The organism is Leptolyngbya sp. CCY15150 (assembly GCF_016888135.1).
GTDB lineage: Bacteria > Cyanobacteriota > Cyanobacteriia > RECH01 > RECH01 > RECH01.
The window spans coordinates 1-12,701 of record NZ_JACSWB010000217.1; the positions used below are offsets into that span (position 1 = coordinate 1).

Here is a 12,701-nt window from a genome sequence, read left to right on the forward strand (position 1 = left end):
CCATGTAGGCGCAGGGGAATAGCAGCAAACCAGACCATCCGATGAAGACAAATCTATCGCGCTTCAGCCAGTCATCAAGGACGTCGAACCATCCTCGCTGGGCTTGCGCACGTCCCATTGCTATGGTCATTTCATATCCTCGTTAATATTGCGCCAAAACCCTCGACATCAGCCCGTACCCGAACTGCAAGGCTAGGAATGTAGTTCATCTCTCGGAACGAGAGCGTGGTCTTGCCTGACCCATCAAACGGATCCCTGCAATGAGACATTCGGACTTAGCTGACCTAAGGGCAGAACTTAACGTTTTTATATGATAGGGAGATCTCACAATTTTTACAATCCGATACGTAAAGCCCAGAATGCCGATCTCTCTATTGAATCGTCCAACATCACCCATCATGCCCTAAAACGGGACGAGGCCGGATCGACAGTTTGAGCAGCAGCATTCCAAATCCACCGGGAGCGATCGCAGGCCATCGGAAGCCCTCTAATTCCCGTAGACTAGTAACAGGGCCGTCCATTGTTCCCATCGTCTTCAGGTTGACCAACGGCTGTACTGCCCAAGCAGACGTAGCTAGAGACCCTTCATCTGGACAACAGTTCCAGGGTGGTAGAGTCCGCTTTGAGTCCTAGGAGTAAGACGGGGAGATGGGGTTGGCAACGGGTAGGGTTTTCACGCCTCTGGCTTTAGACCCTCAGGGTTGAGCCAGCAACCCAAGACTGTTATCAATGATTTAGATGAGAATTGATTATGACTGCGCCTGCTGCATCGAAACCTCAACGCGATCGCATTTTACGCCAATCGGTTTTAGGATCCCGCCGCTTTAGTAACTACTGGTGGGCTACGGTGGTTTTGATTGGAGGCGTTGGCTTCTTCTTGGCCAGCCTTTCCAGCTACTTCAAAATCAATTTCATTCCCTTTTCCAATCCCACGGAGCTCATTTTCGTGCCCCAGGGAATTGCTATGGGGTTTTATGGCGTCGCAGCCCTGATGCTGTCGAGCTACCTGTGGGGTGTCATTTTGCTGGATGTAGGGGGCGGTTACAACGAATTTAACCGCGAAACCAACCAGGTGACGATTTTCCGCAATGGCTTTCCGGGCAAAAATCGCCGGATTGAACTCACCTATCCCCTAGAGGATATCCAGTCTATTCGCGTTGATATTCGCGATGGACTCAGCCCCCAACGAGCTATCTACTTGGCTGTTAAAGGCAAGGGAGAAACGCCTTTAACCCGAGTAGGCCAACCGCTACCCTTGAGTGACCTGGAAAACCAAGGAGCTGAGTTAGCCCGGTTTCTGGGTGTTCCCTTAGAAGGACTATAAAAGAGTATCGACAGACGATACTCACCATCGACACTCACGATGGGTATTGCTCCAAGTCAAGACTGAAGGACGATTGAAGAATGCGTAAGTATGTGTTGACCCTGGCGATCGCTTGCCTAGTGCTGATCACAAGCTGTAGTTCAAGCGATGGCGATGTTACAGGGGCGGCCCCCTCAGAATCAACGCCAACTGCCACGGAAGAAGCGATCGTGGATACCCCGGCTCCCTCGGATGCCTTTGCCAGCCTTCCCCAACTGAACGGGGAAGCCACGGTGGTACTGCGGGTGAATGGCGAGTCGATCGTGATTCAGGTAGACGGCGTCCATGCGCCAGTGACCGCAGGCAACTTCGTGGATCTCGTCCAGCGCGGCGTTTATGACAATACGGTATTTCACCGAGTGGTGCGTGAACCTGAGCCGTTTGTGGTGCAAGGCGGCGATCCCCAAAGCCGGGATCCCAATGCCAACCCAGCCACCTTTGGCACCGGTAGCTTTGTAGATCCTCAAAGTGGGCAAGCCCGCTACATTCCTCTAGAAATTCAGCCCAGCAACGCCAACGAGCCGCTCTATAGTCGCACCTTTCCTGAAGCAGGCGTGACCGTTGAACCGACCCTGACCCACCGCCGGGGTGCTGTTGCCATGGCGCGATCGCAGTTTGCTGATTCGGCTTCGGCTCAGTTTTATATCACCTTGGGAGATGTCAACTTCCTGGATGGTAGCTACGCCGTCTTCGGCTACGTCACGGAGGGCATGGAGGTCGTCGATCAAATCCAACAGGGCGATCGCCTAGAATCTGCCGAGATTATGTCCGGCGCTGAGAACCTGACCGTTGCTGCCGAGTAAGGCCACAGGACTCTAGCCATGGAGACCTCTCTTGCTAGAGCAGCCAAGTCCAAGTAACCATCCTGAATTAACTGGGGAGACATCTGGCGTGGGTGACCATCAACAATTGCTGTTAGTCGATGATGAACCGGGTCTGCGAGAAGCCGTGCAGGCCTATTTAGAAGACAGTGGATTCACCGTCCATACAGCCAGCAACGCCAGCGACGGCTGGGCCATGCTGCAACATCTATCTCCTGATTTGATCATCACCGATGTGATGATGCCCCAGGTGGATGGCTATCAGTTTCTCAAGCAATTGCGGGAGGATCCACGCTTTCAAACCCTGCCGGTGGTCTTTCTCACCGCCCGCGGCATGACCAGCGATCGCATCCAGGGCTACCAGGCCGGCTGTGATGCCTATTTGCCTAAACCCTTTGACCCTGATGAACTGGTGGCGATCGTCGAGAACTTGCTCACCCGTCGGACAACAACCAGCACCACGGCAGAAGGCGACATGCCTGACATTGCCGACATGGCTCGACAAATTGCCGAAATCAAAGCCCTCTTAACCCAGCGGGGAGCCATTCCCCAAACCCCAGCACCCATTAAGCTAGATTTCACGCCTCGGGAGCAAAGCGTCTTAGAGCTGGTGGCAGAAGGCTTGATGAACAAAGAAATTGCTCGTCGCCTAGAAACCAGCGTGCGCAACGTCGAAAAATATGTGAGTCGGTTGTTTAGCAAAACCGGCACCAATAGCCGCACAGAGCTGGTACGTTACGCCCTAGAGCATGGCTTAGCGAAGTAGCTACATACCGAACCCTCCACCCGTCGTGTAGAGGGCGGGCTTCTTCAGCCTTCACGGTTCATACTCAAAACGTCTCTACCAAGCCCTGATGATGACAAGCATTGGGGCTTTTGTAGTTTTGAAAATGAGAATTTTAATAAACAAAAATTTCTAATTGTTGCCTTAATTCAACAAAAATAGACTTGTGTATGTAAATCCCGTAGGCTGATTCATATAGCTCAGCTTAACTATTTTTGACAGTCAAGATTAGACGTGTTCATTCTGTCTGAAACTACCCTAAAACGATCAAGAAGTGTGATGATCTAGGGCGTGTTTTTCATGTCTATAAAACCTGATCTATAGAGTTCATTCTTTAATACTGATAGACACCCTGAACTGCAATCTTGGCAAAAGTTGAGTGATGGCTTTTTTCTATAATTTATACGTCGTTATCAGAGGATTTTAACGATGAATCTTCCATTGCTTGACTATGCTCCAAGCTCCCAAAACCAACGAGTGATTGGCTATGAAGTGCCTGGCGATGAACAGCCGCGCTCGTTTACAACCGAGAATATGCTATCACCATCCGAAATGGATGATCTGATTCAAGCAGCCTATCGTCAGATTTTTCATGAGCAGCAAATGCTACAGAAAAATCGCCAACTGGGCTTAGAATCTCAGCTAAAGTCGGGAAACATCACCGTGAGAGACTTTATCCGCGGACTGGTGGTGTCTGAAAATTTTCGAGTTCATAACTACGAACCCAATAGTAACTATCGAGTTGTCCAGCTTTGCGTTCAGCGCCTGCTAGGACGAGATATTTACAGCGATCGCGAGACATTAGCCTGGTCCATTGTGTTAGCAACCCAAGGGCTTTATGGCTTCGTAGACGCTCTTTTAGAAAGTGACGAATACCTGAGCAGTTTTGGCGATCATACGGTGCCCTACCAGCGGCGGCGCATTCTTCCCCAGCGATCGCAGGGCGACCATCCCTTTGCCCGAATGCCTCGCTATGGTGCCGATTATCGCCAAAAGCTAGAAGACCTCGGCAACCAATTCAGCGCCACAGGAACACCAGGCTACCGCTGGAGCTGGCAACAGCCGCCCTACGCCCGCTCCGCCCGTGTTGCCGGAGCAGCGATCGCTGTCTTTGGTAGCAGCTTTGTAGGACTTCTAGCGATCGCCACGGTACTTTCCTGGTTTGGCGTGATCCACCTGTAACGCAGGTTCTGTAGTATGAATTGAATGCGGGAGATGCGATCGCCCCACCACCAGACGCCAGTCTAGGGTTGCCGATCGCATTGTTAAGCTCTGTAAGGATTTTTCAGATTTCCCGAAGGGGTGAGACGACCCTCCCGTATGATCAAGGATAAACTTTGTGAAAAATCGTAAAACCTAATTGGAGGTTCTAGCGTGGCTCTTCCTCTGCTAAATTACTCGCCCGTCAGCCAAAATCAGCGCGTGGCAGGGTATGAAGTTTCCAGTGAAGAAAAACCCAAAATTTTTACGACGGATAACCTACTATCTCCCTCCGATATGGATGGGTTGATTTGGGCTGCCTATCGTCAAATTTTTAGTGAGCATCAAATGCTCAAAAGCAATCGTCAAACCTTTTTGGAATCTCAGCTTCGCAATGGGCAAATTACGGTTCGCGATTTCATTCGTGGACTTGTGATTTCTGATCCATTCCGTCGCCGTAATTTTGAACCGAATAGCAACTACCGATTCGTGGAAATCTGTGTGCAGCGCGTTCTCGGTCGCGATGTATACAGCGAGCGCGAGAAGATTGCTTGGTCGATCGTGGTGGTCAACGAAGGCGTTCAAGGCTTTGTGGATGCGCTCCTCGATAGCGAAGAGTACCTCAACAGCTTTGGCTACAACACAGTACCGTTCCAGCGCCGTCGGATTTTGCTGCAGCGCACCCAGGGCGAAACTCCATTCAACCTGAAAACCCCGCGCTACGACGCCTACCACCGCAACCAGTTGGGCTTCCCCCAAATCATCTGGCAAAACCAAGTGCGTCGTTTTGTGCCTCAAGAGCAAAAATTCCGCGCTGGCAACCCTGCCATGTTCTTGGATATGGCCCGTGGCGTCTCCGCCAAGGGTAGCTCCACACCTCGCGTTTCGGCGATGAACATCAACATCGAAGCCTCTGTGCCTCGTCGTTAAGTTTCGTCAGCTTAACGTACGTCCCATAGGAGGAGTCGTTCTATCTAGGGTTGGCCTGCGATCGCAGGGTACTTTAGACAGGGCGGCTCCTTTGGGTTTTCAGGATATCTAGTGGATGGTTAGGGGCGTCTGTTTCCAGGGCGGTTGAACGGCCTTACGGCTGCCGTCGTCGCAGCACCTCAATCAAGGTGATCAGAGATTGGGGCAGGGGGGCGATCGCTTCAATCCATTCCTGGGTGACCGGGTGCTGCAGCCGCAGGCGTTCGGCATGGAGCGCTTGTCCGCTGAGCTTCACGCCGATAGAACGATTGGAACTGTAGACCGGATCGCCCACCACGGGATAGCCCAAAAAGGCAGCATGAACGCGGATTTGATGGGTGCGTCCCGTTTCAAGCTGAAACTGTAGAAGCGAGTAGTTGCCCAGCCGTTCCACCACCGACCAATGGGTGACCGCCCGGCGTCCGCCGCGATCCTCGGGCACAATACCCATCTTGTGGCGATCGCTCACATTGCGACCAATGGGTTGATCCACCGTTCCCTGATCTGCACTGGGGGAACCATGCACCACTGCCAGGTACTCGCGCCGGGCAGTTTTGGTTTTGAACTGAGCCTGTAGATGCTGCAGGGCCAGATCGGTTTTAGCCACGGCGATCGCCCCGGTAGTATCTTTATCCAAACGATGGACAATGCCCGGACGCTGGACACCGCCAATCCCCGGCAGGTTAGGACAATGGGCCAGCAGCGCATTCACCAAGGTGCCCCTGGGATGCCCCGGAGCTGGATGCACCACCATCCCCGCCGCTTTGTTGAGAATAATCAGATGCTCATCTTCATAGAGAATATCGAGGGGAATCGCCTCCGGGCTTAGGTCTAGCGGTTCTACCTCTGGAATCGTCACGGTAATGCGATCGCCCGCCTGCACGGCCTGCTTCTTACTGGTGCAGGGCGCATCATTCACCCAGACCTGCCCCTGTTCAATGAGCTTCTGGAGGCGGGCCCGAGAAAACTCCGGCAGATGATCCGAGAGCCATCGGTCAAGGCGATCGCCGCCCTGCTGTACATCGATATAAATGGAGTCGTCCTCTAGGTCGGACGGGGATGGATCGAGGGAATAGTTCAACGACGGTTATCTACAACACTACGAATCTTGGCTAGATCTAGTCTATGCCGGGAGCCGCCATTCGGACGTCTTGTACCCGCGGGCGACAAACCGCCAGGGTGTCGTGGAGATTGACCACCGAACCAATGACGGCGATCGCGGGCGCACTAAACCCAGTCTCTTCAAGTTGCTGAAGAATGGTGCCTAGGGTGCCAATCAGTTCATCCTGCTCAGGACGCGTGCCCCAACGCACCAAGGCAACGGGAGTCTCGGCACTCAAGCCCGCCTGCTGTAATTCACTGACAATGTGCACCATATTATGGATGCCCATGTAGATCACAATGGTCTCCGACGCCTGAGCGATCGCCTGCCAGTTGACCGCTGGACGATACTTGCCAGCCGCCTCATGCCCAGTCACAAACGTGATGGATGAACTATGGTCGCGATGGGTGAGGGGAATCCCCGCATAGGCCGGAGCTGCAATTCCTGAGGTGATTCCCGGCACCACTTCCACCGGCACCCCCGCTGCCACCAGATCACTCATTTCCTCGCCGCCGCGCCCAAAGACAAAAGGATCGCCGCCTTTAAGACGCACCACGATCGCCGCATCCTTGGCCTTCTCAATCAACAGGTGGGTAATATCCGCCTGGTACAGTGAATGTCGCCCTCGCCGCTTGCCCGCATTAATTTTCTCTGCCTGGGGATTAATCATCGCCAGAATCGGCTCGCTGACCAAGGCATCGTAGACCACCACGTCGGCACATTCCAGCAACGCCTTACCTTTCAAGGTCAGCAATCCTGGATCGCCGGGCCCCGCACCCACAAGATAGACATAGCCAAAGGAAGAAGCTTGCATAGGCACCACAGAATAGAACTTGAACGGGCTAGCGGCAATTAACAAGACACATAGCGATCTGGAGCCGGGCGATCGCTTAACTGGGCCACCAAATGGGCCACCTCAGCCGTCGCGCCCAGAGGTTCAGCCATCGAGAACTGAATCGTGGGATGGCGCTGGGCTAGGTCATGCACCTGCTGGGCGATGGCATCGGTAATCCCCCCTGCAAACAAAAAGTAGGGCAGAATGGCGATCGCTTGGGTGCCCGTAGACAGCAACTGCTCCACCTGTTGCTCCAACGACGGAGCCACCGACCAGTAGGCCGGCAGCGCCCCAAGCTGAGCAGCGATCGCCTCAATGGGCACATTGCCCCCATCTCGCCGACTGCCATGGGACACCAGCACTCGACTGCCCACCCTTGGATCGAAGCTCCGCTGCAGCAGTTGCCCCATATGCGGATGACTGCCCAGGTAGGCACAGATCTGCACATCTAGAGTCGGCAGATGAGCTTGGGCGATCGCCACTTCTGCTGGAATATCGTCGCGCACATGCACACCGGGCAGCAAAAACAGTGGCACAATCTGAAGCACCGTTCCTCCATGGCAACAGAGGCGATCGCCCAACTGCTGAATACGTTGGTGCAGCGGCACATCGGCCAGTTCCAGCGAAGCAGTTTCCACCCAGAGTGGAGCAGCGGTAGAAGCTTGCAGACAATACTGCACCCGTTCTGCCAACTGACGAGCCATCCAGGGCGATCGCGGATCACGACTACCGTGGGTAACCAGGAGATAGGCGACGGGGGGTAAAGGCATGGGGTGAGCAATCCCAGAGCAACCGTAATGACTATGCAATTCGACCAGTAGCCGCCAGGGTGATCTCTACCCAGAGAGAGCGATCGCCCCGGTTTCAGCCATGTGAAGTTCCTCCCCTAGGAAGAAGCTCCAGCCTAGGAATTGGCATACACTAGAACTATAGAGCTACAAAACCCTTCAGGTCAGTAGCAGACGATGCCACAAAGACAAGTCCTTGTCTAGGCAACCTGTTACCTCTATGGCCGATAATTGTTAACTTCAGATTAACAAAATAGCATGTCTTAGCAACATCTGCGGAGTTTACTCAAGACAACCTGAAGTCACTGTAGCGAGGCGTGACTTGGAGCAAGTGCTATGAGACAGATGATATTAACGTTGGCAGCTATCCCGATTCTATTGGTAGCGGGGCCAGCTCGAGCAGAAAATCCCGAGCACGTTCAGCAATTGCTGAGCACAGGAGCCTGTCAATCTTGCGATTTAACCAATGCAGACTTAAGCGGAACCCATCTAATTGGCGCAGATTTACGGGAAGCAGACTTGAGCGGCGCATCACTGGTTAATAGTAACCTAGAAGGCGCTGATTTGGAAGGTGCCAATCTCAGCCAGGCTAATTTAACCGGCGCATTCCTCACCAATGCCAACTTCAGCTATGCCAATCTCAACAATACTGACCTGACCAATGCCACGATGTTCCACGCATTGGTGGAAGGGGCATCTATTCAGAACGTCGATCTTACAAATGCTCAGATTCTCGGCACCGACATTAGTGTAGGCGGAGACTAATCCTGACACCAAGACTGGCTCTAGCTAGGCATTGGATCCTGGGCAGCCTTGTGCCATGATGAGAAGTCCTGATATCCCCTCTACATATGGGATCGGATCAGGCAGCATGGCTCATGGTGTTCAGGCAGGTACTATGACAGGCTCTCAACTCTACTATCTCGTGCGATCGCGAACTGATGGTCAATACCTTGTAGCCAAAATGCGCGGACAGGGCACCCAAGAGGGCGATCGCCCCACCTATATCCTCACCTTCACTGATCACGCAGATGCGCTCAGCTACCTCAACACCCATGCAGGGGAGTTAGCTGAGCATTTTGCTGTGGAAGCGATCGCCCCTAGCCAACTCTCGAAGCTCATGCAGCGCTGGGGCTACACGGGCATCGGCATGGTCAACGATCCTCTCATTCCCGAGGTCGAGTTTCTGGAGCGGCAACGTGGATTAGGATAGGCTCATGGACTCCATGCTGACCATGAGCCAAAACAGAGAGCGTAATCACCTAACGCCGTATTTAGAGCACAACGGTGTCCGAGGAAGACTCACGGGCGATTAAACTCTTGCCAACAACCTACCACACCTCTATATCAACCTATTTTGATGTCACGCCACTGCTGTTTAAAGGCTCATGAGCATATCAATAATTGTTCTAACCCTTAAGGGCAGCCAGAGCTTTTGTACTATAATTTAACCTTGAAACCAGTCCTAAAGGATGTATTAGCAGAATGTCAAGCGCTAACACTGGTATTGAATGGACTGATAAGACCTGGAATCCAACTACTGGCTGTACTAAGGTGAGTCCGGGTTGTAAGCACTGCTATGCAGAAGCACTTACAGAGCGATTTCCCAAGAACTTCCCACAAGGCTTCAAGTTAGCACTACATTCAGATCGATTGGGGCAGCCCAAAAAGTGGCGAAAGCCTAGCCGGATTTTTGTCAATTCCATGAGTGATCTTTTTCATCAAGATATACCTTTTGCATATTTGCAGAAGATATTCGCAGTGATGAAAGAAACTCCCTGGCACGTGTACCAAATTCTAACGAAACGTGATCAGAATCTGGTAAGGCTAGCACATCATCTTGAATGGCCTGAGAATGTCTGGGTTGGCGTATCTGTAGAAAGTCAACACTATACTCAGAGAATTGATTCCTTAAGGCAAGTACCTGCAAAAGTTCGTTTTCTGTCATGTGAACCTCTTTTAGGCTCGTTGGACCTTGATTTAGAAGGGATTGATTGGGTAATTGTTGGTGGCGAGTCTGGACACCAATATCGTCCTATGAATCCGGAGTGGGTTAGAAATATTTTGTATCAAACGCGAGAAGCTGAAGTTGCTTTCTTCTTCAAACAATGGGGAGGGCATCACTCAAAGGCTGGTGGCAGAGTCCTTGACAATAAAATTTGGGATGAAATGCCATCTGCATGGCATGACCATATCCATAAGTGGCAAAAACACTATCCTTCTGAGCATCAAAAGCCTAATGGGCTAGAACAAAAGTATCTAATTCCTGCTAAATAGAGAGCATTTAACCATGAGTCGGCTCGGGAGTGAGGGTGAGGATCTTATCGGACGGTGGTCGGAAGAAAAGTTAGATTTACTAGCGAAATATCTCGAAGCCTATTCTGACATTATGAATAAGCAGAAAGAAAAGTGGCTGAGAGCCTACTATTACATTGATGCTTTTGCAGGTTCTGTTAGACCCAGAGCGAAAAAAGATGAGCAACGCTACATTGATGGCTCTCCTTTACGTGCTTTACAAACAGAACCTCAATTTGATGCCTATTGGTTTGTGGATGTTTCTCCTCGACGAATAGAACGGGTGCAAAAACTACGTGATGAATTTCCAAATCGCGTAATTGATGTACGCCAAGGTAACTGCAATGATGTTTTATGTAACGATATAGTTCCACAACTTCGCTACTCATCAAAGAAACGAGCCTTTGTCTTCTTAGACCCTTATGGGTTACAGGTAAACTGGGAAACAGTACGAGAACTGGCAAACACCAGAACGTGCGATATTTTCGTTAACTTCTCAGTCATGGGCGTTACTCGTCTTCTCCCCAGAGATCAGACTCCAGAACCAGAAGTGATCGAGCAATTAAACAAAGTTATGGGTAGTACTAACTGGATTAATGAAATTTATCGAGAACTCCCAGGAATTCAGTTAGACATATTTGGGAATTCGACAGAGCCTACTTTAAGCCGTCGAACAATTCAAGCTGAATGGCTAGCAAGTCTTTATACAGAACAACTACGATCCCTCTTCCCGCACGTTAGCAGACCTGTGCTTATGCGTAACTCGACAAACTCAGTTCTGTATGCGTTATGCCTAGCAAGCCACAACAAAACAGCTATCAAGATTACCCATGATATTTTCAATCGACACGAAAGATTGAGGGATCTGGGAAAATAGCCTGTGGCTTCATTTACTCAAAAACAGTTATACGGTCATCAAGGATCGATCTAAGGAATGTTGCCATAAGTAGGGAAAACTTAGATTGGCGACCACTCTCTCGTTCTTGAGAGAGTTCAACAACATCCAAGCGATCGCCCCTAGCCAACTCTCAAAACTCATGCAGCGCTGGGGCTACACGGGCATTGGCATGGTCAACGATCCTCTCATTCCCGACGTTGAGTTTCTGGAACGGCAACGTGGATTGGGATAGGGGCGATCGCCCTAGTCCATCACAAACTGGGCGATCGCTTCCCCCTGATCATCCATCACCGTGAGGCGATCGCCATCAATCCGATAACGGGCTACCCGCTCAAGCTGCTGTAGATAGGTCTGTTCTTGCTGCATCACTCCCGGTGTTCCACAAAACATCCGGGTAGATGCGGCGGGGGCAAGGGTTAAGCGATCGCCTTCCACCATGAACGACGACATATAGCGGTTACAGCCCGCTTCCCCACTCACCTCGCCAAGAATTTGTTCACCCACAGCGGAGGCTCCTGTGAAGTCCAGGCTGATGGTGGTGCCCTCTAGGGGAGCATTGGCGTCTTGAGCTAAGGACAACAGCCGCCAGCGGCCTTGCAGGGGCCAAGGGCGCAGCAGGGATAGGGTCATGATTTCATTCCCCGATGCATCCATGAGGTTGAGTTCATCATTCACCTGGCGGTAGGCGATCGCTTCTTCACCTAGCAGTGCCATGATCTGGATCTCCTGCCATCGCGTTACCAGAGAGTCACAGCCGGTTTGGGCCATCTCATCCAGCGTCCAATCTAGGCGATCGGGCGATCGCTCATAGGAACCCGCCACCTGATGACAGGGAAAGTCGCCCGCCATCTGCCCATCGGGGTCGAGATTGAGAAACAGGGACTGCCCTAGGAGTCTCAGATCCACCATGTCCCCGCGAATGTTGCGGTAGGTTTCCAGTTGCCAGCGGTTGCGAAACCCGAAAGGGACAAATTCTGCCACTCGCATACCGTCAGCATTGGCAAGATAGAGGTGAGTCTCGCTCCACTCCACGCGGCTATTGTCGCTAGGCAGTCCGCCAAATAGCCCAAATTCTGGCACATCCTGACAGTACATCAAGGTAGCTTGCAGATCGCCGAGTTGGAGGCGATCGCCCTCCAGTTGGTAGGGGCCGCCGTAGGAATTACAGCCGTCGATACCTCCCAAGTAGTCTTGATCAAACTTGAGCGACACCAAAAGATGGGGCGGCACCGTGAGCCACTGACCGTCAGCCGTTTGGTAGCGATCTAAGAGCCAAGCCGTATCCACCAAGGTTGGGGATGGGGATGGATCCATTGTCGGGGTCAGCGACTCCGAGGGCGACTCCGGTGCTAGGGTAACGATGTCGGGTGGGATAACCGGGGCGCGATCGCTGAGGGGCAGCGCTACAGCAGCGGAGGCCATGGTACCGACAGCTAACAGGCAACTCAAACAGGACAACAATGCGTACATGGGGCTAATCTGACCTTGAAGAGAGGGGACAGGAAACGCCAACCAGCACAATGCCAAAACCGGGGACTAGCCCAGAGAAATGCTACGTGATGCTTAATGCAGCTTGAACGAGTTGGCATGAGGTGATGACGCGATCGCTGTCCTAGGGGTTCCAGGACATGGGTTTGCTCAGAGCT

General features: G+C 52.1%; 15 protein-coding genes and 1 pseudogene. 10 read left to right on the forward strand and 6 right to left on the reverse strand.

The genetic code is table 11. The features are described 5' to 3' along the window. A pseudogene (locus JUJ53_RS16155) lies at positions 1-130 on the reverse strand (photosystem II D2 protein (photosystem q(a) protein)); the annotation flags it as partial. 259 nt (positions 131-389) lie between these two features. Then, on the reverse strand, positions 390-521 hold the full coding sequence (locus JUJ53_RS25175) for a hypothetical protein (RefSeq protein WP_275415782.1): 132 nt from the start codon (positions 519-521) through the stop codon (positions 390-392). A gap of 230 nt (positions 522-751) precedes the next feature. On the opposite strand from JUJ53_RS25175, the gene JUJ53_RS16160 reads away from it, so the two are divergent. From JUJ53_RS16160 to JUJ53_RS16180, 5 genes are all read left to right on the forward strand, one after another. Continuing rightward, positions 752-1,324 (forward strand): photosystem I assembly protein Ycf4, encoded by a 573-nt coding sequence (locus tag JUJ53_RS16160; protein ID WP_204153070.1) that lies wholly within the window; start codon positions 752-754, stop codon positions 1,322-1,324. Positions 1,325-1,404: 80 nt separating this feature from the next. Beyond that, positions 1,405-2,166: a peptidylprolyl isomerase gene (locus JUJ53_RS16165; protein ID WP_204153071.1), complete on the forward strand. Its 762-nt coding sequence runs from the start codon at positions 1,405-1,407 to the stop codon at positions 2,164-2,166. A gap of 88 nt (positions 2,167-2,254) precedes the next feature. Beyond that, positions 2,255-2,950, forward strand: a complete 696-nt coding sequence (locus JUJ53_RS16170) for a response regulator transcription factor (protein ID WP_204153269.1) — start codon at positions 2,255-2,257, stop codon at positions 2,948-2,950. A gap of 447 nt (positions 2,951-3,397) precedes the next feature. After that, on the forward strand, positions 3,398-4,150 hold the full coding sequence (locus tag JUJ53_RS16175) for a phycobilisome rod-core linker polypeptide (RefSeq protein ID WP_204153072.1): 753 nt from the start codon (positions 3,398-3,400) through the stop codon (positions 4,148-4,150). Positions 4,151-4,342: 192 nt separating this feature from the next. Continuing rightward, positions 4,343-5,098, forward strand: a complete 756-nt coding sequence (locus JUJ53_RS16180; protein WP_204153073.1) for a phycobilisome rod-core linker polypeptide — start codon at positions 4,343-4,345, stop codon at positions 5,096-5,098. A 154-nt stretch (positions 5,099-5,252) separates the two neighbouring features. On the opposite strand, the gene JUJ53_RS16185 is transcribed toward JUJ53_RS16180, so the two are convergent. The 3 genes from JUJ53_RS16185 to JUJ53_RS16195 are packed head-to-tail and all read right to left on the reverse strand — an operon-like array spanning position 5,253 to position 7,844. Continuing rightward, positions 5,253-6,218, reverse strand: a complete 966-nt coding sequence (locus JUJ53_RS16185) for an RluA family pseudouridine synthase (protein ID WP_204153074.1) — start codon at positions 6,216-6,218, stop codon at positions 5,253-5,255. A 37-nt stretch (positions 6,219-6,255) separates the two neighbouring features. Continuing rightward, on the reverse strand, positions 6,256-7,053 hold the full coding sequence (gene cobA / locus JUJ53_RS16190; protein ID WP_204153075.1) for a uroporphyrinogen-III C-methyltransferase: 798 nt from the start codon (positions 7,051-7,053) through the stop codon (positions 6,256-6,258). Positions 7,054-7,091: 38 nt separating this feature from the next. After that, positions 7,092-7,844: a sirohydrochlorin chelatase gene (locus JUJ53_RS16195; RefSeq protein WP_204153076.1), complete on the reverse strand. Its 753-nt coding sequence runs from the start codon at positions 7,842-7,844 to the stop codon at positions 7,092-7,094. Between the two features lie 354 nt (positions 7,845-8,198). Here JUJ53_RS16195 and JUJ53_RS16200 point away from each other — a divergent pair, with 354 nt between their 5' ends. The 5 genes from JUJ53_RS16200 (at position 8,199) to JUJ53_RS16220 (ending at position 11,287) form a co-directional block, all read left to right on the forward strand. After that, complete coding sequence (locus JUJ53_RS16200) at positions 8,199-8,627, forward strand: pentapeptide repeat-containing protein (RefSeq protein ID WP_204153077.1); 429 nt, start codon at positions 8,199-8,201, stop codon at positions 8,625-8,627. A 133-nt stretch (positions 8,628-8,760) separates the two neighbouring features. Continuing rightward, positions 8,761-9,075 (forward strand): hypothetical protein, encoded by a 315-nt coding sequence (locus tag JUJ53_RS16205; protein WP_204153078.1) that lies wholly within the window; start codon positions 8,761-8,763, stop codon positions 9,073-9,075. 272 nt (positions 9,076-9,347) lie between these two features. Then, positions 9,348-10,139 carry a phage Gp37/Gp68 family protein gene (locus JUJ53_RS16210; RefSeq protein WP_204153079.1) on the forward strand — a complete coding sequence of 264 codons (792 nt, stop codon included), beginning with the start codon at positions 9,348-9,350 and terminating at the stop codon, positions 10,137-10,139. Between the two features lie 13 nt (positions 10,140-10,152). Beyond that, positions 10,153-11,034: a three-Cys-motif partner protein TcmP gene (locus JUJ53_RS16215; RefSeq protein ID WP_204153080.1), complete on the forward strand. Its 882-nt coding sequence runs from the start codon at positions 10,153-10,155 to the stop codon at positions 11,032-11,034. 85 nt (positions 11,035-11,119) lie between these two features. Beyond that, entirely contained in the window at positions 11,120-11,287 is a 168-nt protein-coding gene (locus tag JUJ53_RS16220) for a hypothetical protein (RefSeq protein WP_204153081.1), read from the forward strand. A gap of 11 nt (positions 11,288-11,298) precedes the next feature. Here JUJ53_RS16220 and JUJ53_RS16225 read toward each other — a convergent pair whose 3' ends face one another. Then, complete coding sequence (locus JUJ53_RS16225) at positions 11,299-12,477, reverse strand: META domain-containing protein (RefSeq protein ID WP_204153082.1); 1,179 nt, start codon at positions 12,475-12,477, stop codon at positions 11,299-11,301. Between the last annotated feature and the right edge of the window lie 224 nt (positions 12,478-12,701).